Consider the following 23,656-nt stretch of genomic DNA (forward strand, 5'->3'; position numbering starts at 1 on the left):
TTCATGGTTCGCTAAATAAAGCCAACCATTATTAAACAAAACTATTAAATCATTTAATAACAGGCAAGCTTTATCCCCCATACCCCCGTTCTTCCAGGTTCCGCCAAATCGCCTCATCCAGCTTCTCCGCCTCGGCGTGCTGCTCGCGAATCTGTGCGACGATGCGCTTCATCTTCTCCTTGAACGGCTCGCCATCGTCTGCTTGCGCCTGAGCGCCGACATAATGGTGGATTGCGTTGCCTGTGTTTTGAGGTGCGCCGAGTGTCCCTCGGTCGGCATTGTCCCACATCTCAATCCCTTCGGAGCGTCTGTGTCAAATTTTCCCCGCCCCCCATTGGCACTTCACAAAAACACTGCAAAACGCTTATAAAGACTTACAAAGAAAAATTCCGGACCGACCGGAGCGGTTTTCGGCCTCGGATTTTGCCGTCCGGATGATGAACTATGTGAGGATCCCTGACACCCATGACCCGATCGCCCTTCGACAACGCTTCGCCTTCCCCGTCCTTTCGACGGTCGCGGCACGGCCTGTTTTTAGCCGTCGCCGCGACCCTACTGGTGGCTGCGACGGTAGCCGGCCTTCTGGCTGTGGCCGCTTACGTGGAACTGGACCGTTCCCTGCCCAGCAGCGAATCGCTCAAAGCCTACCGGCCGCCCGTCGTTTCCCGCATGTACGCTTCAGACGGCACGTTGATCGGCGAATTCTATAGGGAACGCCGCTACGTGGTGCCGCTGGAGGAACTCCCCGGCCACCTTATCCAGGCCTTCCTGGCGGCCGAGGACGCCAGGTTTTACGAGCATCAAGGGGTGGACGTCGGGGGCATTTTCCGCGCGGCCCTGAAGAATGTGAAGGCCGGAGAGATTGTCCAGGGGGGCAGCACCATCACTCAGCAGGTGGTGAAAACGCTTCTCCTATCCCCCGAACGCACCTTCACCCGAAAGATCAAGGAAGCCATCCTGGCTTACCGGATCGATCGCTCCCTGACCAAGGACGAGATCCTCCATCTTTATTTGAACCAGATCTATTTCGGCTCCGGCGCCTACGGCGTGGAAGCCGCGGCCCGCACCTATTTCGGAAAGAGCGCATCGGAACTCACGCTTCCCGAAGCGGCGCTTCTTGCAGGTCTTCCCAAGGCACCCAGCCGCTTTTCACCTTTCAGGAACATGGAAAGCGCACTGGAGCGGCAGCGCTACGTCCTTTCCCGCATGGCCGAAATCGGCTTTATTTCTCATGAGACCGCCCGGCAGGCCGAAAAGGTCCCCCTTCGCTTCGCTTCACCCCGGCGCTGGACGTTGCACCAGATGAATGCGTTCACGGAAGAGGTGCGAAGACAGGTGGAGGCCGCCTACGGCCGGAAGACGCTCTACGAAGAAGGCCTGGAAATTCACACGACACTGGAACCGGCGGCTCAGCGCCTGGCGGAAGCCGCGGTCCTTCGCGGCCTGCGGGAATTGGACAAACGCCATGGATATCGGGGGCCTCACGGCAAGATCGAACGGGCGGGCTGGGCTGACTTCCTGGAAGCACAGGCCGCCGACGGACCACCGGAACCAGGTTCCATCGTCGAAGCCCTGGTCACTGCCTATGACCATGCGGCCAAGACCATCAGGATTCGATATGCAACGTCTGAATATTCGGTGCAACTGAAGGAGGCTTCCTGGGCTTCGGGTTACTGGGCGCGCCGGAATCCGCCGTTTGAACCCGGCGGTCTGATCAAGGTCCGCTTCGAGGCCGCTGATGAAGACCATGCGTGGAAACTCTCCCTGGAACAGGACCCTCAGGCCGAAGCCGCGTTCCTGGCCGTCGATCCCTCCAGTGGGAGAGTGCTTTGCATGGTCGGGGGCAAAGATTTTGCGGAAAGTCAGTTCAATCGAGCGATGCAGGCCATTCGGCAGCCCGGCTCCGCCTTCAAGCCCATCATCTACGCCGCCGCTCTCGACCGCGGCTTCACCCCGGCTTCCGTCCTCATCGATTCACCCATCCTTCAGGAAGACCCCAGCCTTCAGGGGCTCTGGAAACCCGCCAATTACGACCGGACCTTCTGGGGACCGATCCTCCTGCGCAACGCTCTCGTCCACTCCCGCAACGTGGTCACCGTTAAGCTCCTCAGCGCTGTCGGCATCCCTTATGTGATCGATTACGCGCATCGTCTCGGCATCCATTCGCCGCTCACCCCCACGCTCTCCCTGGCGCTGGGCGCCTCCGGCGTGTCTCTCTGGGAACTGGTGACCGCCTATTCGCCCTTCGCAAATACAGGGGTGCGTTCGGAACTCTACCTGGTGGAACGCATATACGGCCGCAAGGGCAACCTGATCGAAGAAAATCACCCTCGGCAGGAAGCGGTCATTTCGCCGCAGACCGCGTACCTCATCACTAACATGCTGCAGGCCGTCATCCAGGAAGGGACGGGCAGGGCGGCCGCAGCCCTGGGGCGTCCCGCCGCAGGCAAGACCGGCACGACCAACGATCTGAAAGACGCGTGGTTCATCGGCTACACGACGTCGGTGCTTGCGGGGGCTTGGGTCGGTAACGACGACCACCGTCTCGCCCTGGGGAACCAGGAAACCGGGGGGCGGGCCGCATGCCCCATCTGGCTGTACTTCATGCAGGAGTGGCTCAGGGACAAGCCGGTCCAGACCTTTCCCGTCCCCCAGGGGATCGTGTTTGCAAAGGTGAATCCGCATACGGGGCAGCCGGTTCGGGACGGTTCGGAAGACACGGTGTTCATGGCGTTTTCGGAAGCGAGTCTCCCGGTGAGAACGGCGGAAGATCACCCCGGGCAGGCCGCGTCTTCCTCCGTTTCTTTTTTCAAATCGGACCTTTTTTAAAACCTTGAGGCTTTGCCCGGCCCAGCAAGTGCGCAAGCCGAGCGGTGGCCACCTGCCCCCCGCGGATGGCGCTGGGCGCATGGATCGTCTGCCGTTCTGATGGATCATGAAAACCATCGACGACTTCTTTTCCAGGAAGGGCCTTCTGGCCGAAAAGATCCCCGGTTTCGAGTTCCGGCCGGTGCAAAGGGAAATGGCTCTTTCGGTGGGCCGCTGCATCGCGGAGGGCGTCCCGCTCATCGTGGAAGCCGGCACGGGCACGGGGAAAACATGGGCCTACCTGATCCCGTCGATTCTGAGCGGTGCCAAGGTATTGATTTCCACGGCCACCAAGACCCTTCAAGACCAGGTTTTCGATCGCGACATCCCTCTCCTCAAAAAGCTTTTCTTTCCGGACCTTCATGCCGTCTGCGTGAAGGGCCGCAGAAATTACCTCTGCCTCAGGCGGCTCCGAGAATTCACTTACCAGCCGTCGTTTTGGAATCCGGAAGAAGCAAAGCTTTTCCGGTCCATCCAGCAGTGGTCGCGCACGACCCGCACCGGCGACCGGACTGAAATGGAATGGCTTCCCGATGACACGAGGATCTGGAACGACATCGCCGCAGGAAGCGATGGGTGCCTGGGACAGGCCTGCGATGACTTCAGCCGCTGCTTCCTGACACGGTTGCGCGTGGAGGCGTCCCGAGCACATCTGCTGGTCGTGAACCACCATCTTTATTTCGCCGACCTCGTACTGAAAAACCGTGGCTTCGGCGAAGTGCTCCCCGAACACGATGCGGTCGTCTTCGACGAAGCTCACCAGCTGGAGGACATCGCTGGAACATACTTCGGTCTGGAGTATTCGAGCTTCGCCGCCGGCGACATCTGCAGGGACCTGGAGAAGGCTTTTGTCGCCTCGGGGCTCAAGCAGCCCGTGGAAACCGTTCGCGCCGCTAGGGCCCACATCGCAGTGATCCAGAAAGAACTCCACCAGGTACTGGGAGGCGGTGGAAGGGAAGGTTCCAGGCGCCTTCCGCTGGACAAGGACCGGCTGGGACCTGCCTTTGAAGGGAAGGTCGCCGATCTGAGTCAGGCACTGGAGCACCTGCAGGCTCTTGCTTCGGTGGAGCGTCAAGCTTCGAGCGTGGTGGAGTCCTGCCACGGCCGGCTGGGAGAACTGATCCATGCCTTGCACGGACTTGTCTCCCAAGAGGATGCGTCCCTCGTGTACTGGTATGAAACGGCCCCGGCCCGGCCCGATTTCATCCTCCATGCTACTCCGCTCGACATCGGCCCCATTTTTCGCGACAGCCTGTTTCAGCGAACGCCCTCGGTGGTCCTCACTTCGGCGACCCTCTCCACACCGGACGGCCTACGCCCCTCCTTTCGCTTCGTCCGGGAACGGCTGGGGCTTCCCCCGGAAAGCCGGGAATGCCTCCTTCCTTCACCGTTCGATTATGCTTCCAATACGATCCTTTATGTCCCCCGGTCGTTTCCGGCACCCCAGGAGCCCGGTTTCTGCCAGGCATGCGCCGACCATTCCCGCATCATCCTTGAAAAAACAGGGGGCCGGGCGCTCTTTCTTTTCACGAGTTTCAGAAACATGCACCGCGTCTATGAAATGCTTCGGGAGACGCTTCGCTATCCCGTCCTGGTCCAAGGCCAGCAGCCGAAACGGGCGTTGCTGGGTCGGTTCAAAGAATCGGTCGAGTCGGTATTGTTCGCCACCTATTCCTTCTGGGAAGGCATCGACGTGCCGGGCGAAGCCTTGAGCTGTGTCCTGATCGACAAACTGCCTTTCGAAGTCCCCGACGACCCGATCACGGCGGCTCGAATCCGGCGCCTGGAACAGCAAGGAGCCAGCGGGTTCACTTCGTACCAGATCCCTCGAGCCGTAATCCACCTCAAGCAGGGCGTCGGACGACTGATCCGTTCCCAAACGGACCGCGGCCTGGTGGTGATTTTTGACGTTCGGTTGCATACCAAACCGTACGGCCGGATCTTTTTCCAGAGCCTCGCCCCCATCCGGCCGATTCGGCGACTGGAAGAAATCGATTCGTTTTTCAAGGGGGATGCCACACCGCAGCGGAACTGTTAGTATCTGTGCGATTTCTCTTGCACGTTCGGGGTCTATTTCCGCTGCAGACAACTATCGCTCCGCGCGATGAGTGAACGACCTGCCGCTTTCCATAGTGCTTTCGTGGTAGGAACAGAAAGCCGTAGCCATTCTGCTCACCCTTCCTCTCGTTCCCAAGCTGGAGCTTGGGAACGAGGAGAACCCATTTCCACGCCGGAAGAAGACCTCAAGGCCATTCTCGGCTGAGACCATGAGCCAGGATGAGGGGGGGAGGCGCGCGGGCCGCGCCCCCCTCATCCCTTTTCTGAAGGTGTTCCTCTGAGGCGCCTTCATCACGGCCTTTCGTGACTTTCACTCTATGCAGCCGCAGGAGCGTCCGAGACCGCGGCCGGCTTGCACATGACGGCCGCGGGGGCTAAGGCCAGGAGCAAGACTCCGAAGTAAAGTTTCCGTTTCAAGGTGGGGCATCCTTTTTTTGCGCGGAAATTGCCGCCCTCTCGCCGTGCATCCATTCCAGAGTTATCCGAAGTCCCTGTTCAAGCGGCACGGCAGCCTCCCAGCCGGTCGCCTTCTTTATCGCCGCGGTGGACGCCACGCTGTGCCGGATGTCCCCCGGACGTTCCGGACCGTAGACTACGTTCTCTTTCATCCCCATCAGGCGCAAGACCATCGAAGCCAGTTCCCTGATCGGGGTTCGCGTTCCGGAGCCGACGTTGAAGATGCCGCCGGGACTCCGACCCACGGTACCGGACAGGCCGGAAGCCGCCAGGTAGGCCTGTACCACATCGTCCACGTAGGCAAAATCACGGGTCTGTCCGCCGTCTCCAAAGACGGTCAGCGGCTTTCCGGCGACGGCTTTTTCCACAAAACGGGAAATGACTCCGCTGTAGGGGCTGTTCGGGTCCTGCCTCGGCCCGTAGATGTTGAAGCAACGGAGCGCCACGCCCGTCGTCACGCCGTTGCATCCAGCCACGGCCTTGGAAGCCAGATACTTCGACCGGCCGTAAGGGCTCAGTTGCCGCGTTTCGTCACCACTGTATTCCTCGCGCAGGGGCAACCGCTCATCGTCGCCGTATTCCGCCGCGGAACCGGCGAACACGACCCTTTGGAACCCGAGCGAAACCGCTTGATCCAGGAGGGAAAGAGTCCCGGCATGGTTGATCCGGAACGTCTCTTCCGGATGCTCCAGCGAATAGGGCACGCTCACGATGGCCGCCAGATGGAAGAGGACCCTGGGCGTCGTCCGGTCCGGGAGAACCCGGTGCAGGAGCCGAGGCCGTGTGATGCAGGCTTCGTGAAAGCGAAAGGCGGGGTGGTCGCAAAATCCAGCCAGGTTCTTTTCATGCCCGGAAGAAAAATCGTCGATACCTACTACGAGGCATCCCATGGAGAGAAGCCGTTCCGCGAGGTGGCTCCCCACAAAACCTGCGACGCCCGTTACTACGCACGTGCACTTGCGGATGTCCTGATTTGTCATTGCTCTCCATGACCCATGCTGTCAGAATAAGTGATGTGTCATACTCCGCGTACAGCGCAACCGCCGGGCCGGCCGTGTTCGTGCAAAGGGGCGGCCGGCCCGACGCCCCAACATCCAGGCAAGAAAAGGAGGCCATCGAGCCCATGGGCGATCTGCTTGCTGAAATCCAGAACAAGACGGCCACGGTAGGAGTCATCGGACTCGGCTACGTGGGGCTCCCTCTGCTGCTGCGTTTCGGCGATGCGGGATTCCCTCTTATCGGCTTCGATGTGGACAGCCGCAAGATCAATGCGCTCCTCCACGGCGAAAAATACATCAAACACATCCCCATCGAACCAATCCAGCAATTCCTTTCCCGCCAACAGCTGGAGGTAACCCTGGATTTCAGGCGGGTACGGGAAGCGGACTGCATCGTGATCTGTGTGCCCACACCCCTCACAGACAAGATGGAACCGGATCTCCAGTACATTGTCAAGACCACGGAAACCATCGCCGAAAACCTCCGGCCCGGCCAGCTGGTGGTCCTGGAAAGCACCACCTATCCTGGAACCACCGAAGAATTGATGCTCCCGAGGCTCCAGAAAACCGGGCTCCAAGTAGGCCGGGATTTCTTCCTGGCCTTTTCGCCTGAACGCGAAGACCCGGGGAACCGCAACTACCACACCGGCAACATCCCGAAAGTGGTGGGCGGCGTCACCCCGGCCTGCCTCGAACGGGCCCAAGCCCTTTACGAACACGCCATCACCCAAGTGATTCCGGTATCGTCCACCCGCGTCGCCGAACTCACCAAGCTGCTGGAAAATATCTACCGGAGCGTGAACATCGCCCTGGTCAATGAACTGAAAGTGCTGGCTCTCCGGATGGGGATCGACATCTGGGAGGTCATTGAAGCGGCATCCACCAAGCCTTTCGGGTTTACTCCATTTTTCCCCGGCCCCGGCCTGGGAGGCCACTGCATCCCCATCGATCCTTTTTACCTCTCCTGGAAGGCCCGAGAATACGATTTTCCCACTCGGTTCATTCAACTGGCGGGAGAAGTTAATGTTTCCATGCCGTATTACGTGCTGGACCGGGTGATCGAAGCACTGAACGAGCGGCAAAAGTGCCTCAAAGGTTCCGAAATCCTGGTTCTTGGCGTCGCCTACAAAAAGGACATCGACGATGACCGCGAGTCCCCGTCCTATGCGATCATGCAGCTTCTCCTGGAACGGGGCGCCCGCGTCCATTACAACGACCCGCACATCCCACGCCTCAAGCCCGGGCGAAAGCATGCGTTCGCACAGGAGTCGGTCCCGCTCACCCAAGAAATCTTGGAAAAAATGGACGCCGTAATGATTCTGACCGACCACTCGGCGTACGATTATTCATGGATCGTTCGGCACGCCCGCCTCGTCATCGACACCCGGAACGCGACGAAAGGCGTTCAAGACGGCCGCGAGAAGATCGTAAAAGCCTAGCGGAGGACCGAGGGACCGAGGCATCGGTCATCACCCGCGGCCTCGATCCCCGGATGCGGATCTAAAACCAATCCGCGTTTTGTCGCATAGTTGTACCTGGCCGGAGGCAATGGGCCGCCGGAGCGGGCTCGCTCACCGCCGATCGCCCGCCTTGGCTTTTTCGATGGTTTCTTCCACCAGCCTTCGGATTTCCTGAAGCCGTTCCTCGGTCTCCGCTTCGTAGCGCAGCACCAGCACGGGTTGGGTGTTGGAAGCCCGCACCAGCCCCCAGCCGTCGGGGAACACGATCCTTGCACCATCCACGTCGATCACCTCCAGCCCTTGCGCCCGGAAGAGCGCAGCAGCCCGCTCCACGACATGAAACTTTTCATCGTCCGGGCATGGGACCCGGATTTCAGGCGTAGTAACGGTGTGCGGCACCCCTTCCAGCAGCTCTGGAATGCGCTTCCCGGTGGTCGCGAGAATCTCCAACAACCGGCACGAAGCGTAAATCCCGTCGTCGAAGCCGAAATACCGGTCTTTGAAAAACATGTGCCCGCTCATTTCGCCGGCCAGTTCCGCCTGCACTTCCTTCATTTTGGCCTTGATGAGCGAGTGACCCGTCCGCCACATGATGACACGGCCGCCGTTTTTCTCTATGTCGTCGTAGAGGGTCTTGGAACACTTCACTTCGGCGATGAAGGTCGCCCCGGGTTTCCTGGAGAGAATTTCACGGGCGAAGATGATCATGAGCTTGTCGCCGTAAACGATCTCACCCTGATGGTCCACCACCCCCAGCCGATCGCAGTCGCCGTCGTAGGCGATTCCCACATCCAGCCGCCTGTCTTTCACCAGAGCGATCAAATCTTTCAGGTTTTCGACAACGGTGGGATCGGGTTCGTGGTTGGGGAAAGTGCCGTCCATGTCGCAATAGAGCGGGTGGACTTCCAGCCCCAGTCTCCGCAGAAGCGGCAGAGCCACAGGGCCTCCCACGGAATTTCCCGCATCCAGGCCCACTCGGAGCTTCCTTGGGATCTTGATATCCGACAGGATGAACTCCATGTAAGGGGGCACGATGTCAACGCTCGACCACGTTCCGGAACCGGGCACGAAATCGCCGGCTTCCATCATTTCCCGAAGCTTCTGGATTTCCGACCCGGAGATAGTGTCATAACCGTTGCAGATCTTGAAGCCATTGTATTCCGGCGGGTTGTGGCTGGCGGTGATCATGACCCCGCCTTCTCGTTCCAGATGGCGAAGCGAAAAATAAAGGAGCGGCGTCGGACAGACGCCCAGGTCCACAACGTCCATGCCCGTGGCCAGAAGACCTTCAAGGAGCAGATCCCGGTATCGTTTCGAACTCAGTCGGCAGTCCCGCCCCACCACGATGCGGCTTTTCCCTTGGCGCGCCATATAGGTTCCGAACGTCTTACCCAAGGCGATCACGTCGCCGTCCTGAATCTCCTTGTCCACCAGACCACGGATATCGTATTCGCGAAACGATCTTGGATCCATTACATCCTCCTTGAACCGCTGACAGGCCCTTCCCTTGGGGCGAGCGAAAATACGCTGAGATGTACTGCGAACGAATGATGTAGAAAATTCCGATGAAAGGGATGGTACGATGGATACGACGTTTCGTCCATAGGGATGGAACAAGGAAGGTCTTTCAGGAAGGATCGGCGAAGAAACCGCCACCACAGCCCATACCGCAACACATCCTAGATCTCCCGGGCATTTCACGCGACCCAACGCCCCTCAGAACGCCGTTTTCACGGCGCACGTTCACTTCCCCCAAGGGGGTGAGGCGGCGGATCCTGAAGGCCCCGGTTTCTTCCGGAAGCGGACGCCGCGTACGCCCGGGCTCGAACCCGCGCAGGCCGTCACCCGGTCAAACCCACACCACTCAACGGCGCTGGTTTTCCCCTTCTTTCAGTCGCTTCAAAGTCATCACCACCGCACCGGCAAGCCCCAGGCCGATCACGGTCAGCACACCATAAAGCGCTGCGAAAAAGACTGCATGACTCGGATCGTACCACGGAATATCCCAGGGTAACATGCTGGCGACACTGCGCTTGAGCGCGGCACAGACGAATTCGATTTCACCAAACATGAAGCGCCTCCTGCCTTATGGCTGCCCGCCGGCATTTCGGCCGGTTTCGAGAACACGTTGAGCGTGAAATGTTTAGCAAGGATCGATCCCCAGGTCAAACGCAAAACACCCGCCGCAGACACCGGTGGTCCCGACCCAAACAGCCGCAGCTCTCTCGAAGACAAAAAAAAGGCTGAAGTCCTTTCGGATTCAGCCCTTCATCCACCGGCCTATGGGCCCGGTTTCGGATGAGTCCATCACTCACTCCTTGTACATGATGACGCGGCCCGTAGCGTCCGTGCTGCACCTTCTGAGGAAATCCCTGATGTTGCCGGGAAGCTGCTCCCGGTGACTCAGCCAGAAGTCAAGAGCCTTCTTCCGGGCTTCCTGGCGGTTCCTGGCGCGAATGACCACCATCTTCAATGGAATCACCCCCTTTCGTCGGCATTAAAAAACCCCGAGCCTTGCCCGGGGTTGATGCCTCAGGGGAGATTCCATCCGCTAGCGGTCATGCGGAAAGGCAAACTTCCCGTTCGTTCCCCGTTCAACTCGGCCCGGTCTGTTTCGGCTGTTTCGACTACTGCTCGGGTCGTCCATAGCTCTGATTTTCTGACTCCAAAAGATTCGGACACTTCCAATGCAGCCGCTCAGGCTGCCAACACCGCCAACACCGCTGGAACTCTAAACCAATGCCGCGCACCTGTCAAGTATTCACCGCCGTTTTTCCTGAAAACCGCCTCGAAAAGGATTGGATTTTCTCGAGCCCAATCCCTCTACATAGGGCCGGGGGGCCGCTCGCTCAGTTTCCGCGAAGGATGCCGATGAGCACCCTCGGCCCGCTCCGTGGTTCCAGCCAACTTGGCATGATTTCGGACGCATCCAGGCACGGACCTGGACTCTCAAGGCCCGCCTTCATCCAACACGCAGCATTCCAGCCATTTTTCAAGAACGCCCGACCGGCTCCACGCCTCGATCTTTCGGCAGACGCGCGCGTCGGTGTCAAACGCCAGGGGCCCTGGCAGAGCGCTTAGAGAATAGAAGCCGGCCCGGTCGGCGTCGCTACCCGGTCGGAGTGTTCCCGCGAGCCGCTTTCCCCAGAACCAGATTCCCACCGTATGTTGTTGTGGATCGTGGAAGTTGGAATGGACGGCGAAAACCGGCCCCACGAAAACATCCAAGCCTGTTTCTTCCAGGAGTTCCCGCCGCGCCGCCTGACGCACGTCCTCGTCCCATTCGACGTGGCCGCATGGAATGCACCAGAGCCCTTCGCGGGACCCGGTGCGGCGCACCAGAAGCAGACGATTTTCTTCGAAGACGATGACGGCGACCCCAACGGTCGGATTCCTGAAGAAGGTCTTGCGGCAGACTCGGCAGTGAGCGCGCCGTCTATCGCCCACAGGCAGCCCTTCCACGGGCCGCCCGCAATAAGGACAGAAACGATAGTCGCCCGTCACAGGAGTTCGGTCCGTCCGCCCTGCGCCAGGTACTCGGACACCTTTTTCACCTCCTGGCTGTATTCCATATCGGCCACAAGGAGTGCGTCGTCGGTGTCCACCACGAGGATCCGGCTGAGTCCCAAGACAGCCACGAAGCGTTTCCCTCCAGCCAAAATGAGCGACCCCTCGCATGCGTCCTGGTAGACGTCTCCCTCTGCCACGTTCTCCCGAGGATCGCCTTCTTCTTCCTTTCGAACCTCGTAGAGACTGTACCACGACCCCACATCGCTCCAACCGCAGTCGCAGGGCACGACATAGACGGGCTCCGAGGTTTTTTCCATGACGGCACAATCAAAGGAAATATTCTCGGTTTCCTGGTAAAGCCGTTCGAGCGCCGAGGCGAATTCCTGGCTGCCCGGCGAGGCAGGTAAGACTTCCAGACCCCGGTGGAAAGAGGGCATGTGCCGTGCGAATTCCCGAAGCAGGGTGCCGGCGGTTGCCACGAAGATGCCGGCGTTCCAATAATGCCGCCCGCTCTGAAAGAATTCCACCGCCACCTCCGGCTTCGGTTTTTCCACGAAACGTTTCACGCGGTACACGCCCTGGCGGGGCCCGGCATCCGCCTGTTCGATGTAGCCGTACCCTGTTTCCGGTCGCGTAGGAAGAATACCCAGTGTCGCGATGCCGCCTTCCCGAACCACTTCCATGGCGGTCCTGAGCGCGCACAGAAATTCTTCCGGCTTGGCGATGTAATGGTCAGCCGGAAGGACGATCAGCGGCTTTCCACCGCAACCCATGGATTCGGCCACCCTGGCCGCGAGGCCCACACACGGAGCGGTGTTTCTCCCGAAAGGCTCCACCAGCACGTGAACCTCGGTGTCCGAAAAAATCCTCCGGGTTTCGGCCTCGTGCCCCTTTCCCACCACCACCAGTATTTCCCGGTCGGGCGCCAGTCCCTTCACCCGTTCATAGGTCGCCCGAACCATGGGCCGGTCACCGACGATCCTCAAGAATTGCTTGGGACGGGCCGCACGGCTGAGCGGCCAGAAGCGTGTCCCGGATCCACCGGCCATGATGATGATCGCCATCGATTCGCCTCCATTCCTTCTTTATGATCGGAAAACCACCGGTAGCGTTCTAAAGTGGAGACCTTAAGCAAAAAGGTTAACGAAGGTCAAAAACCCCCTCTCCCCCTCCCCTTAATCCCCTCCCACAAGGGAAGGGGAAATAGAATTTGGCATCAAATATTACGTCTATTATTTTCTATGCTACCAAACCACCGCCGTTTGGTGTGCGGCCACCTTGGGGTGAACCCATGCAGACCGCATCCGAAAGTACCAGGTTCCAGGATCCTTCACTTCGAGCCAGGAGTGGAAGGCCTCCTTGCAGCCCGCTCCCTCCGCTTGGTGGACCTCAACACGCTCCTGGTGCGACCGCTTCAGATGTACTGGTCGCCTAATTCCGTGATGAGCGATTCCAGGTCTTTCCCGGTTTCCACTTCCAGTTCGCGGCGGGCACGTTCCAAGCGGGCCCGAAGATAAGGCTCCTTCAGTTCGTCCACGGTCCTCACCGCCGATCCCCAGCGGCCCAGGCGAAACAGCAACCGTTCGTCTTCGGGGAGCTTCAAGTATTCGTCGATCACGGCGAGCATCCTGGGCTTGTCTTCCGGGAAAGTCCCTTCCACGGCCTCCAGGAGATTCGCGATGTGATCGGAAGCGAGGGTGCTGCGGATGCCCTCGAGGTGTTCAATGAGGAGCCGGATTTCGGCCACCATCTCATCGTCGCTCAGAGGAACGAACGTCCCCTTTTGCACCTCGTCGTAGAGCGGGGTACGCCGCAGGACCCGAAGGCTTCGCAACCGGATGAAATGAGGATCGACGGCGTTCAGCACTCTCGCGGTTTCGAGCGCATGTTCGCGGCTCCACGCTCGACCGCCCAAACCGGGCATCACGTATTCCGAAAGCGTCATGCCGGCCTCGATCGCCTTTCGGCCGCCCTCGATATGTTCTGCAGCCGTGACGCCTTTGTGAACGAAAGTCAACACCCGGTCCGAACCGCTTTCCAGCCCCACATGAATGCGATCCAATCCGGCATCGTGCATGTCTCGAAGTTCTTCGATGGTTTTTCGGGCCAGGCTGCTGCTTCGAGCGTAGGTGGTTATTCTCGTGATGCCGGGGACCTGTTGTTTCAGGTAACGCAGCGCCTCGGTCAGATCTTTCGTCCGCATGATGAGATTGTTGGCGTCCTGTAAAAAGACCGCCCCGTCGCCGCAGATGCGCCACGCTGCCACGTGCCGGTAACAGGCGTCGTAGGCCGGGTCACTGAAAACGCGCCTCAAGACCGCGGCGTTCAGCTCACCGGCAAAACCCATACTCCAGGAAAGCCTGGAAAGGTCGTCCAGGATGGCCCGCACGGCGTCGATATCTTTTTTGATTTCAGCAAGCGGACGTCGGCTGAAGGTGCTTTTCTTATAAACGGGACAGAAACTGCAACGGTTCCACGGACAGTTGCGGGTGAACCGAAGGAGCAGGCTTCGCGATTCGCTCGGGGGACGGATGGGCCCCTGTTCAAAAGTCGTCGGTTTCGACATGAGCGTGTCCCTCACATTTGCGGAGCCGCCTCAAACCGGACGGCATCACAGCTTCATACCTGAATCTCGGCAGCCGAACAAACATCGTCTCATTCGCTCTTTAATAACGAGCGCCCCTGAGGGGATCAAGCTCTAAAAGGAATCGCTTTTCTTCCACCGCGGATTTTGGCGTTTTCCGTTTGCGCGGCGTTGCCAATCTCGGGACCGTTGGCTATAGTGCGCTGGTTTCGGCCGCCCGGGGAAAAGAGCGCTGAAATTCGGCGGACAGGCCCGCGCGGATTCCATTGACATGACGACGGAAACGCCAGGAGAACGGACATGGATGAAAAAGTGACCGCGGTTTACCTCATGGTGCGCAGGAACGAACTTCTTCCGGAAGATCGAGGATCCTACGAACGGCCGCTGGCCGAACAGAAAGCAGCGTGCATCCAGTTCATCAAGGAAAAAACCGGGGCATCGGATTCCTGGGAACCCCTTGCCTTCTACCACAAGCGCGGCGACCTCCTGCTTGACATCGAAAGGGAGCGCGTCAAGCGTATCATCGTTCAGGACAAGAACCGGCTGGCCGCCACCCTCGAAGAACTGGAAGGCATTCTGTTCGAGCTGCGCATGGCCGGTGTTGAGCTGCTCGCCGTCACAGAATAAGAAAAGGCCGGATACGCCACACATCCGGCCTTTTCTCACGATAAAACTGGAACGCCGACAGCGCCGGCTCCCCTTTATTTGGTCTTGACCGTGATTTTCCGGGGTTTCGCCGCGTCGACCTTGGGAAGGGTCAGTTTCAACACGCCGTCTTTCATGACGGCTTCAATTTTGGACTGATCGATGATCCGGCCGATCGTGAACTGACGATAATAATCACCCACTCCGTATTCGCTAAGAAGCATGCGCTCCGCCTGACCTTCCGGCGTAACGGTTCCCCGAATCGTCAGGAGGTCGTCTGTGAGATCAATATCCACGTTCTCAGGCGCGACACCCGGCATGTCGGCCAACACCACCAGGTTCTCTTCCGTTTCATAAATGTCGACTGCCGGCACATACACCGGAACGGAACGCGTGCTTTCGGCTTGGGTCTGCAACTCCTGCTTGTCACGAACCTGCATATCCTTCTCTGCCATGGTTGTCACCCCCTCGATTCCTACACTTCAGGAAGACTCGTTATGCGGCCACCTTGACGGCGATCTGCTTGGGCCGTGCTTCCGCCGCCTTGGGAAGCCTTATGGTAAGAACCCCGTTTTTGAAGGACGCTTCAACCTTGTCCGCCTCGATTCGCGTCGGCAGGGTGAGACTCCTGCTGAAACGCCCGGCGTCTCGCTCGCGGCGGTGATAGCTCACCTCCTTTTCAGCTTCCGGCAGCTTCCGCTCCCCCCGAAGGGCCAGCGTATTCCCTTCCACCATGATGTCGATTTCGTTGGGGCTCACACCCGGCAACTCCGCTCGCACGAAAATATTGTCGGCATCTTCGCTGACGTTGAGCGGGGGAAACACTCCGACGCCCCCCAGGAACGGCCTTGAACCGACAACACCCCCAAAAAGACGACTCATCTCGTTTTGCAGGCGCGTCATTTCCCTTTCCAGCTCTTCGAACGGGCGGAAGACATCGGGACGATCGGACCATCGGAACAGTGCCATAATCGAAACCTCCTTTCTTGCTGATTTTACTCACCTTAAAGGCTTTGCCCGAAAAAACACTAAGCACAGCCCATAACCCTGTCAAGATGCCTCAACCCTCCGTCTTGCTTGGATATTATGACCAGACTTGGGCCTTTATTGACTTTCCGGCGACTGTCCCCTTAAGATGGAGGGCGTTGGAAGCGCCTGGAATGCTTGAAAGATCAATGATTCCTCAAAGACGGTCAGAGGCAAGGACAACGCCTTATGACAGCCTTTTCCGGAACGGATCCGCTTCTTTCCGGGAGGTACTGGGCGGGAGATTCAAGGGCCTGCGTATGCGTTGGGAAGGCGATGGAGCCGGCGCCTCGTTTCGAGCAGGTTCGGGCCATGGACGAGAGGGCACGGGACAGGTTGGGGCGATGACCGAAACAAGGGAATCAAGACGATGGTCGGATTGAGGGGGTCCTCCGTGCCGGATGCGCAGCTTGCGGATGCCGCGGAGCGCCGACGCGCCTGGAGCCCTGATGAAAGCTTCCATCTGGAAGCCCCGGCCGGTTCGGGGAAAACCTCGATCCTCACCGGTCGGTACTTGAATCTTTTGGCCCGAGTGCGCCACCCGCAGAACATCCTGGCCCTCACCTTTACTAACAAGGCCGCGGCCGAGATGCAGGAACGGATCCTCGGTTTTCTGCGAATGGCCCAAAAGGGTGAACGGCCCAAGAACGATCACGAACTGGAACTGTACATCCTGGCTGAAAAGGCGTTGGCGAAACACCGAGACCGCCGGGAGATTCTCTTTTCAGCCGGCGTGCTTCGCATCCAGACTTTTCATGCTTTCTGCTACCACCTGGTGACTCAGGCTCCCTTGGAAGCCGATCTGCCGCCGGGTTCCCGCCTTCTCGACGAAAATGAGCAACGCCGGTGGCTCACGGAAACCATCGACCGCACCCTCCTCGACCTTCTCGAACGTAACCCTCAGGACCCCCATCGACAGGCGTTGGAAAACCGGCTGTTGTTTCTCAACAACCAATGGCCGCTGCTGGTTCGCGAGATCGAAACCCTCATGGCCCGGCGTGAATTCGTAGCCGACCTGGCGGCCCTTGGGGACACAAACGAGATCCGCCGGATGGTGCTGCGCCGTACCCGGCTTCTGGTTGAAGCGGAACTGGCCGATTTGGAACGTGAATTTCTGGCGTCTTCTCTGGGTCTTGCGTGGCATCGACTTCGGGAACTCCTGGCCGCCTCCAGGGCGCCGGTTCTCGACACTCTTCCCGAGGCGCCTCCCGGCGCGGACTGGGAAGAACTCCCCGGGTGGCATACCATCGCCGAGACCTTTCTCACCAAGCAAGGAACCCTTCGGCAACGCTTCGGGCCTGCGACGGGATTTCCTCGGGGGTTTTCCAAATCCGAAGCCGCCGCGTGGATCGGGGACCTTCCGCCGCACATCGTCGAAGCCCTTCACCGCATCCGGGAACTGCCCCTCCAGGGTGGAACCCCGGTCGATGTGGAAAGCCTGCGGGATCTTCTCTTGGTCTTCCATGCCGTCCTGAAAGACTATAACGATCAATGCCGGCGGCAACGGGTCGTCGATTTTTCGGCGCTGGAAACCGCGGCGCTTCGCCTCTTCGAAGCGGCTTCCCCTTCGGACCTGCAGCTTCTTCTGGACCATCAGATCCATCACATCCTGGTGGACGAATTTCAGGATACAAGCTTCAACCAATGGCGCCTGCTCCAGGGGCTCTGCGCCGAATGGCCCCAGGACGGCAGCCGGACCCTTTTCATGGTGGGGGATCCGAAGCAGAGCATCTACGGCTTCCGGAAAGCCGAGGTCCGCCTGTTTCTTGAGGCCAAAAACGGGCTTCCTCTGGACCGGTTCCGCCGCCTCCCCTTGGAAAACCTGACCCTTCGGACCAATTTCCGCTCCACCCGCCGGCTCATCGAATGGTGCAACCATCTGTTCGGCCGCACCGTCATGGCGGAGCCGCGCCCCGAGGCGGACGAAGTGCCGTTTGTGGCGGCAGCGCCCGCGCCGCACCGGATGAACGAGCCGCCAGGCGGGGAACCGGTCCGGCTGGCCCTTTTCGCCCGCTTTCCCGATCCGGAGGCCGCTCGAAGGCGTGAAGCCTCTTGGATAGGTTCCCAGGTCCGGAAGATCCGTGAAACAAAAGGGCCGGATCACACGGTGGGTATCCTCCTTTTCGCTCGAACCCACCTGGCGGTATATCTCGAAGCCCTCCACCAGCGCGGGATCCAGGTCCAGGTGGCCGAAGGCTTCAGGCTCATGGAACGGCCCGAGGTGAATTACCTGTGGCAGCTGGCCCGCGCCCTGGTGCTTCCCCACGACGATCTGGCGTGGGCGGCCCTTCTTCGCAGCCCCTGGCTGAACCTGTCGCTGTCCGATTTCGTCGCCCTTTCCCGCAGAGAACCCGAAGCCTGGGTGGAAAAAATCCGAACCCAAGCGGCTGAAGGAGGCATCCTTCAAAGATTTTGGGACAGGCTGGCGGAAGCCCGACGTGCCGCCGGCCGCCGCCCGCTCGCGGAAGTGGTGGAATCGGCCTGGATCGCCCTGGGGGGCGCCCGGGCCACCGCTTCAACCTGGGGACCGCGCGGGCTGGAATCGTGCCGCCGGCTTCTCGCCGTCCTCGGAGATTCGGAAACGGGGGACCCGGTCCGCACCTTGTTTCGAGCCGAAAATACCCTTTCCGAGACCTTTGAACCTTTGGACCCGCAATCGGCGCACGCCACGGTCTTCATGATGACTGTGCACCGGGCCAAGGGCCTGGAGTTCGATACCGTCTTTCTGCCCTACCTGGACTGGGATCCCGTCTTTCGGGAACGTGGGAACAAACCGCCCTACCTGCTGGAAAGAATCCCATCCCGAACCCGGCGCCACAACGGACCGGATGCGGAAAGCGAAGACCGGGACCGGCACATGCTGGCCATACGCCCGGACCGCCTGCACGGCGACCGGGACCCAATCTACGAGCGCCTGCACGGACTTCAGCTGGACCGGCGGCGGGCCGAAGCCAAGCGGCTTTTTTACGTCGCGGCGACCCGCGCCAGGGAGAACCTCTTTCTGAGTGCGGTCCTCGGCGGACAGAACGGCACCCGGGTGCCTCCGGAATCCCCGCTCCACTGGCTGGATGTACATTATCGACTCCGTGAGACGCTCCGGCTGGAAGAGATCGCCGTCTCGGATAAAGCCGATGCGGATCCGCCGGATGCCCTCGAAAGCGGCTGGACCGGCGGAGGCGATGACTTCCTCGTCGCCCTGGAACCGGTTCCTGAGGCGACCTCGGTACCACAAGCCGCGCCGATAAAGGCTCACGTGCTTGCGCCGCCTGCGGAGTTTGAACGCGAGCGGCCGGCATTGCGGGTGATCCAACCTTCCGGCCTGGCCCAAGGCGATCAGGACGACGCGCAGGCCACCGCCCACGAAGCCGCACCGGTCCCGGGCGATCCCAACCTTTGGGGGACCGTTGTCCACCGACTCCTGGAAACGGCGGGTACCGGCGGGCGGCTCCCCGACCCGGAGGCGGTGGCGGCCTACATCAGGGGGTTCGGGGTCATCGAAGCCGATGGGGTGGAGGAAGTGGCCTCCGCAGCCCTCGAAGAAGTCCGAGCGTGCCTGGAAGATCCGTGGCTCCAAAGGCTTTACGCCTTTCCCGAAACACAGCGGCGGATCGAATGGCCCCTTGAGGCGCTGCATCGTCCGGGGGTTCTGTACGCCGGGACCGTGGACCTGGCGGCCACAGACGGCGCCACCTGGTGGGTGGTGGATTTCAAGACGACACGGCCTGCTCCAGGAACGGATGTGGACGGTTTTCTAGAGTTTGAAAGCCGCCGTCACCGGGCGCAGATCTTCGCCTACCGCGAAATGGTTTCGAAAAAGCAGAGCATCTCCCGCGATTCGGTCCGCGCTGGAATCTATTTCACGTATCTTCGACGATGGGTTGAACTGACCAAAGCAGACTGAAGGCCTTGCCATGCAACCGAAGCCCCATCCCGGAAGCGGTCCGGTGCCCCGCTCATCGAAATCGGCTTTCGTCGTTTGCGGAACCCACAGCGGATGCGGCAAGACCACAGTCACCCTCGGACTCATGGCCGCGCTCACCCGGCGGGGCCGCCGCGTACAGCCCTTCAAGGTCGGCCCCGATTTCATCGATCCGGGTCTGCACACGCTGATCACCGGCCGCCCCTCGCATAACCTCGACGGCTGGATGCTTTCCCGAACCTACAACGAAGAGCGCTTCCGGAAGTCCATGATCAAGGCGGATGCCGCGGTGGTGGAAGGCGTTATGGGGGTCTACGACGGCCACGACGGGGTGAGCGAAGCGGGAAGCACCGCGGAAATGGCCAAATGGCTCAACCTGCCGCTGGTCCTGGTGGTGGACGCTCGAAGCATGGCCCGAAGCGTTGCGGCTCTGGTCCAAGGCTTCACGCGCTTCGATCCAGCTCTCCGCTGGGCCGGCGTCATCTTCAACCGGATCGGGGGTCCCGGGCACCTGGCATACCTCGAAGAGGCCATGGCCGCCAACCTTCCGGAGCTTCCGGTCCTTGGGGGGCTCCCTCGGAAAACGGAACTGGAACTCGCCGAGCGTCACCTGGGACTGGTGACCGCGGAAGAAACCACCCTGAACGATGCGGGAAAAGAGGCGCTCGCTCGATGGATCGAAAACGCCGTGGACGTCGACGGATTGCTTCAGACCGCGGCGCTTCCAAATGGGGAAACGGAACGGCGGGCGCCGTTTTCCGAACCGGCACCTTTCCCAAGGGCGTCCGTACCCGTAGCGGTGGCACGAGATGCGGCCTTCTGCTTCTACTACCCGGACAACCTCGACATGCTGGAAGAAGCGGGGGCCGAGATCCTTCCTTTTTCGCCCGTTGCCGGGGAAACGTTCCCGAAGCGTGCCGCGGCCCTGATCTTGGGCGGCGGCTACCCGGAACTTCATGCGGAAGCCATCAGCCGCAACCGCGCCTTCCTGGAAGACGTCCGCAGCGCCCACCGCCGCGGCATGCCCATCTACGCCGAATGCGGCGGCCTCATGACCCTCGGTCGCTTCATCGAAACGGGCTCCGGAAAACGCTTTCCCATGGCGGGAATCCTGCCTTTTGGAACGCGGATGCTCGAACGCCGGAAAGCATTGGGCTACGTGGAAGTGGAACTGGTTCGACCCTGCTGCCTGGGGCCGCCGGGAACAGTGCTTCGAGGCCACGAGTTCCATTATTCTGAAATAGTCCTCGAAGATGAAGCGGAGGCGCCCTCGAGCGAAGACCCGGCGGATCCCTGTGAGAAACGGATCGCCTGCGCCTATCGGCTTCGGACGAGGAGGCTTGCGCCGGAGCGCCGGGAAGGGTACCTTGCGGGCTCGTGTCTTGCGAGCTACGTGCATCTGCACTGGGGGAGCGCCCCCGAAGCGCCCCGGCACCTGATGCGGCAGGCGGAAAAGTATCGGGCCGATACTCCATGAAACGAAGGAACGCGAAAACCCTCATGTTTCTAGGCACCGGCTCGGACGTGGGAAAGAGCGTCCTGGCCGCGGCCTTCTGCCGCATTCTCCGCCAGGACGGGTTCCGGGTGGCGCCGTTCAAGGCTCAAAACATGGCCCTCAATTCCTTCATCACGCCGGAGGGCGGCGAAATGGGCCGAGCCCAGGTGGTGCAGGCTGAAGCGGCCGGAATCGAACCCCATGTGGACATGAACCCGATACTTCTCAAGCCCACCTCCCAGGTGGGATCCCAGGTGATCGTCCTGGGAAAGGCAGCTGGAAACTTCACAGCCAAAGACTATTACCGGGTCAAGCGGACGCTGGTGCCCGTGGTACGGGAAGCCTTCGAAAGACTTTCCGCCCGCTACGACGTAATCGTCCTGGAAGGGGCTGGAAGCGCCGTGGAACTGAACCTCAAGGAACACGACCTGGTCAACATGGCCATGGCCGAGATGGCCGATGCGCCCTGCATCCTGGTGGGAGACATCGACCGCGGCGGCATTTTCGCGTCCCTTCTCGGAAGCCTCATGCTCCTTGAAGCATCGGAACGAGACCGGTTGATCGGGTTCATGGTGAACAAGCTTCGCGGCGATCCGGCACTTTTTGAAAGCGGCGTGGCCATCCTCGAAGCGAGAAGCGGGAAACCGGTGCTGGGCGTCGTCCCGTACTTCGACCACATCGCCATCGCCGAAGAAGACAGCGTCGCTTTGACCCGCCGCATGAAACGGAAACCTGAGGGGAGTGAAGGTGCCGCGGTTCGGATCGGCGTGTTGCGGCTGCCCTATGTCTCCAACTACACCGATTTCGACTGCTTCGAACAGGAACCGGCCGTGGACCTGGTCTACTTCGATCGCCCGGCCGAGGTCTTCACCATGGATGCGGTGATCCTTCCCGGAAGCAAGAATACGCTCGAAGACCTGGCTCATCTGCACCGAAACGGCGTGGCCGACGCGCTGGTGGCGTTTCACAAGGCCGGCGGCGTTGTCGTAGGGGTGTGCGGCGGCTTCCAGATGCTGGGAACAAGCGTCCGGGACCCTCACGGCGTCGAAAGCCGGATCGAAGAAGTCCGCGGACTGGGGCTTCTGCCCATGGTGACGGAAATGTTTCCGGAAAAGATCACCACGCAGGTCAAGGTTCGCGCCGAACCCGGAAACCCCATCGGCGCCGGCGGCCGAATGCTTCTCGGCTATGAAATTCACATGGGCCGAAGTCGGAGCCTCGGGGACGGCGCCCGTCCGCTGTTTCGATTGATCGAACGAAACCGGGAGCCGGTCCCGGAAGACGAGGAGTTGGAGGGACTGGCCACGCCCGACGGCCGTGCCTGGGGCACGTACCTCCACGGCATTTTCGACAACGACGCGTTCCGAAGAGAATTCATAGGCCGCATCCTTTCACGGTCCGGCCGCCGCCGGTCGGACGCCGAAGGCGGGCCGCTGAGTTACGCAACTTGGAAGGAAGAACAATTCGACCGGCTGGCTGAACACGTACGCCGTCACTGCGATGTGGAACGGATCTACCGGCTGGCGGGCATCCGATGACCCGTGCTTGCGGCGCTGAAACGTTCGTGAAAAGGTAGACCATGCCGTTTCTTCCGTGGCACCTTGCCGCCGCCTACCTGCTGGACCTTATCCTGGGCGATCCGCCGCGATGGCCCCATCCCGTTCGCTGGATCGGAAGACTGATTCTCTGGGTCGAATCGATCTTCTATGAAACGGAGGCTCCAGCCGGACGTCAGCGCACAGCCGGGGGCATCTTCTTTATGGTGGTGGTCTCGGCGGTCTTCATGGCAACGGCGTTGTTTCTCAGCATCTTTCACCAGATCCACCCGGCCCTGGGCGCCTGCGCGACCATCTGGTGCGCCTACACGACCCTCGCCACGAAAAGCCTGACCCGGGAATCCGCCCGGGTCGCCCAGGCTTTGGACCTCGGGGATTTGGAAACGGCCCGGCAAAGGCTTTCGTTCCTGGTGACTCGAAACACCCAGGACTTGGACGAAGTTGAAATCCGCCGAGCACTGGTGGAGACCGTCTCCGAAAACCTTTCCGACGGCGTGGTGGCTCCGCTCTTCTATCTGGCCCTCGGCGGTCCCATTGCCGCCATGGTCTACAAGGCCGTGAACACCATGGATTCCATGGTTGGCTACAAGAACGACCGCTACCTGCATTTCGGTTGGGTCGCCGCCCGATGCGACGACGCGGCCAACTTCATCCCGGCACGGCTCACAGCGCTTTTCATGCTGGGCGCCGCCCGGATTTTGGGCCTCAATTGGAGGCGGGGGTGGAGCGTTCTGCGCCGCGACGCCCGGAAATCGGCGAGCCCCAACGCCGGGTACCCGGAAGCGGCGGCAGCGGGGATCCTTGGAGTCCAGCTGGGAGGCCCGAGCGTCTACTTCGGCGAGCGGATCGAAAAGCCCGCCCTGGGGGATCCAGTCCGAACTCTGGAAGCCGGGATCATCGAGGAAACCAACCGGCTGGCCCTCGCGGTCTCCGTCATCGCCTTCGTCCTGGCCGCCGCTTACCGGATCGCGTGGACCGTCCTTTGGTGAAAAGCGCGTCCGAGGTCCACGGCGGTCACAACTGGAGCGGGGGTAGCGGGGGGCGGAGGTCCGAGCGTGAGGCACGGAGTGACGGCGGAGCA

18 protein-coding genes are annotated in these 23,656 nt (G+C 60.5%); 8 read left to right on the forward strand and 10 right to left on the reverse strand.

Annotated elements, in window-relative coordinates:
- Positions 1–70 precede the first annotated feature (70 nt).
- Complete coding sequence (locus FDQ92_RS06480; RefSeq protein ID WP_211341386.1) at positions 71–289, reverse strand: hypothetical protein; 219 nt, start codon at positions 287–289, stop codon at positions 71–73.
- Between the two features lie 176 nt (positions 290–465).
- Here FDQ92_RS06480 and FDQ92_RS06485 point away from each other — a divergent pair, with 176 nt between their 5' ends.
- Entirely contained in the window at positions 466–2,829 is a 2,364-nt protein-coding gene (locus FDQ92_RS06485; protein ID WP_137423822.1) for a penicillin-binding protein 1A, read from the forward strand.
- 106 nt (positions 2,830–2,935) lie between these two features.
- Entirely contained in the window at positions 2,936–4,906 is a 1,971-nt protein-coding gene (gene yoaA / locus FDQ92_RS06490; RefSeq protein WP_137423823.1) for a DNA repair helicase YoaA, read from the forward strand.
- Positions 4,907–5,339: 433 nt separating this feature from the next.
- Here the strand turns inward: yoaA and FDQ92_RS06495 are convergent, their stop codons facing one another.
- Complete coding sequence (locus FDQ92_RS06495) at positions 5,340–6,362, reverse strand: NAD-dependent epimerase/dehydratase family protein (RefSeq protein ID WP_137423824.1); 1,023 nt, start codon at positions 6,360–6,362, stop codon at positions 5,340–5,342.
- A 143-nt stretch (positions 6,363–6,505) separates the two neighbouring features.
- On the opposite strand from FDQ92_RS06495, the gene FDQ92_RS06500 reads away from it, so the two are divergent.
- A complete protein-coding gene (locus FDQ92_RS06500) occupies positions 6,506–7,819 on the forward strand; it encodes a nucleotide sugar dehydrogenase (protein ID WP_137423825.1) in 1,314 nt (437 codons plus the stop codon).
- Between the two features lie 132 nt (positions 7,820–7,951).
- Here the strand turns inward: FDQ92_RS06500 and FDQ92_RS06505 are convergent, their stop codons facing one another.
- From FDQ92_RS06505 to FDQ92_RS06525, 6 genes are all read right to left on the reverse strand, one after another.
- Positions 7,952–9,313 (reverse strand): phosphomannomutase/phosphoglucomutase, encoded by a 1,362-nt coding sequence (locus FDQ92_RS06505; RefSeq protein ID WP_137423826.1) that lies wholly within the window; start codon positions 9,311–9,313, stop codon positions 7,952–7,954.
- A gap of 391 nt (positions 9,314–9,704) precedes the next feature.
- Positions 9,705–9,911: a hypothetical protein gene (locus FDQ92_RS06510; RefSeq protein ID WP_137423827.1), complete on the reverse strand. Its 207-nt coding sequence runs from the start codon at positions 9,909–9,911 to the stop codon at positions 9,705–9,707.
- 240 nt (positions 9,912–10,151) lie between these two features.
- Positions 10,152–10,313, reverse strand: coding sequence for a hypothetical protein (locus FDQ92_RS15210; RefSeq protein ID WP_170180227.1), 162 nt, complete (start codon positions 10,311–10,313; stop codon positions 10,152–10,154).
- Between the two features lie 476 nt (positions 10,314–10,789).
- Complete coding sequence (locus FDQ92_RS06515; RefSeq protein ID WP_211341387.1) at positions 10,790–11,344, reverse strand: nucleotide triphosphate diphosphatase NUDT15; 555 nt, start codon at positions 11,342–11,344, stop codon at positions 10,790–10,792.
- A complete protein-coding gene (locus FDQ92_RS06520) occupies positions 11,341–12,414 on the reverse strand; it encodes a mannose-1-phosphate guanylyltransferase (protein WP_137423828.1) in 1,074 nt (357 codons plus the stop codon). The genes FDQ92_RS06515 and FDQ92_RS06520 overlap by 4 nt, the downstream gene beginning before the upstream one ends.
- Positions 12,415–12,764: 350 nt before the next feature.
- On the reverse strand, positions 12,765–13,916 hold the full coding sequence (locus FDQ92_RS06525) for a radical SAM protein (protein ID WP_137423829.1): 1,152 nt from the start codon (positions 13,914–13,916) through the stop codon (positions 12,765–12,767).
- Between the two features lie 318 nt (positions 13,917–14,234).
- Between FDQ92_RS06525 and FDQ92_RS06530 the strand changes: the two genes are divergently transcribed.
- The gene (locus FDQ92_RS06530; RefSeq protein ID WP_137423830.1) at positions 14,235–14,561 is read left to right on the forward strand and encodes a recombinase family protein; all 327 of its coding nucleotides are present in this window, start codon (positions 14,235–14,237) and stop codon (positions 14,559–14,561) included.
- Between the two features lie 74 nt (positions 14,562–14,635).
- Here the strand turns inward: FDQ92_RS06530 and FDQ92_RS06535 are convergent, their stop codons facing one another.
- Both FDQ92_RS06535 and FDQ92_RS06540 read right to left on the reverse strand, forming a co-directional pair.
- Positions 14,636–15,034, reverse strand: coding sequence for an Hsp20/alpha crystallin family protein (locus FDQ92_RS06535; protein ID WP_137423831.1), 399 nt, complete (start codon positions 15,032–15,034; stop codon positions 14,636–14,638).
- 40 nt (positions 15,035–15,074) lie between these two features.
- Positions 15,075–15,548 (reverse strand): Hsp20/alpha crystallin family protein, encoded by a 474-nt coding sequence (locus tag FDQ92_RS06540; RefSeq protein WP_137423832.1) that lies wholly within the window; start codon positions 15,546–15,548, stop codon positions 15,075–15,077.
- A 427-nt stretch (positions 15,549–15,975) separates the two neighbouring features.
- Here FDQ92_RS06540 and FDQ92_RS06545 point away from each other — a divergent pair, with 427 nt between their 5' ends.
- From FDQ92_RS06545 to cbiB, 4 genes are read left to right on the forward strand one after another with little or no spacing between them, the layout of a single operon-like run.
- Complete coding sequence (locus tag FDQ92_RS06545) at positions 15,976–19,506, forward strand: UvrD-helicase domain-containing protein (protein WP_137423833.1); 3,531 nt, start codon at positions 15,976–15,978, stop codon at positions 19,504–19,506.
- Between the two features lie 10 nt (positions 19,507–19,516).
- Positions 19,517–21,001 (forward strand): cobyrinic acid a,c-diamide synthase CobB, encoded by a 1,485-nt coding sequence (locus FDQ92_RS06550; protein WP_137423834.1) that lies wholly within the window; start codon positions 19,517–19,519, stop codon positions 20,999–21,001.
- Positions 20,998–22,557: a cobyric acid synthase gene (locus FDQ92_RS06555; protein ID WP_137423835.1), complete on the forward strand. Its 1,560-nt coding sequence runs from the start codon at positions 20,998–21,000 to the stop codon at positions 22,555–22,557. Before FDQ92_RS06550 ends, FDQ92_RS06555 begins: the two co-directional genes overlap by 4 nt.
- 41 nt (positions 22,558–22,598) lie before the next feature.
- A complete protein-coding gene (gene cbiB, locus FDQ92_RS06560; protein WP_137423836.1) occupies positions 22,599–23,564 on the forward strand; it encodes an adenosylcobinamide-phosphate synthase CbiB in 966 nt (321 codons plus the stop codon).
- The last annotated feature ends 92 nt before the right edge of the window (positions 23,565–23,656 follow it).

It is taken from the genome of Desulfoglaeba alkanexedens ALDC (genome assembly GCF_005377625.1).
Lineage (GTDB): Bacteria > Desulfobacterota > Syntrophobacteria > Syntrophobacterales > DSM-9756 > Desulfoglaeba > Desulfoglaeba alkanexedens.

Coding starts and splice junctions, on each gene's coding strand:
- FDQ92_RS06480 (WP_211341386.1), bottom strand. CDS start 289: ATGTGGGACAATGCCGACCGAGGGACACTCGGCGCACCTCAAAACACA.
- FDQ92_RS06485 (WP_137423822.1), top strand. CDS start 466: ATGACCCGATCGCCCTTCGACAACGCTTCGCCTTCCCCGTCCTTTCGA.
- yoaA (WP_137423823.1), top strand. CDS start 2,936: ATGAAAACCATCGACGACTTCTTTTCCAGGAAGGGCCTTCTGGCCGAA.
- FDQ92_RS06495 (WP_137423824.1), bottom strand. CDS start 6,362: ATGACAAATCAGGACATCCGCAAGTGCACGTGCGTAGTAACGGGCGTC.
- FDQ92_RS06500 (WP_137423825.1), top strand. CDS start 6,506: ATGGGCGATCTGCTTGCTGAAATCCAGAACAAGACGGCCACGGTAGGA.
- FDQ92_RS06505 (WP_137423826.1), bottom strand. CDS start 9,313: ATGGATCCAAGATCGTTTCGCGAATACGATATCCGTGGTCTGGTGGAC.
- FDQ92_RS06510 (WP_137423827.1), bottom strand. CDS start 9,911: ATGTTTGGTGAAATCGAATTCGTCTGTGCCGCGCTCAAGCGCAGTGTC.
- FDQ92_RS06520 (WP_137423828.1), bottom strand. CDS start 12,414: ATGGCGATCATCATCATGGCCGGTGGATCCGGGACACGCTTCTGGCCG.
- FDQ92_RS06525 (WP_137423829.1), bottom strand. CDS start 13,916: ATGTCGAAACCGACGACTTTTGAACAGGGGCCCATCCGTCCCCCGAGC.
- FDQ92_RS06530 (WP_137423830.1), top strand. CDS start 14,235: ATGGATGAAAAAGTGACCGCGGTTTACCTCATGGTGCGCAGGAACGAA.
- FDQ92_RS06535 (WP_137423831.1), bottom strand. CDS start 15,034: ATGGCAGAGAAGGATATGCAGGTTCGTGACAAGCAGGAGTTGCAGACC.
- FDQ92_RS06540 (WP_137423832.1), bottom strand. CDS start 15,548: ATGGCACTGTTCCGATGGTCCGATCGTCCCGATGTCTTCCGCCCGTTC.
- FDQ92_RS06545 (WP_137423833.1), top strand. CDS start 15,976: ATGGTCGGATTGAGGGGGTCCTCCGTGCCGGATGCGCAGCTTGCGGAT.
- FDQ92_RS06550 (WP_137423834.1), top strand. CDS start 19,517: ATGCAACCGAAGCCCCATCCCGGAAGCGGTCCGGTGCCCCGCTCATCG.
- FDQ92_RS06555 (WP_137423835.1), top strand. CDS start 20,998: ATGAAACGAAGGAACGCGAAAACCCTCATGTTTCTAGGCACCGGCTCG.
- cbiB (WP_137423836.1), top strand. CDS start 22,599: ATGCCGTTTCTTCCGTGGCACCTTGCCGCCGCCTACCTGCTGGACCTT.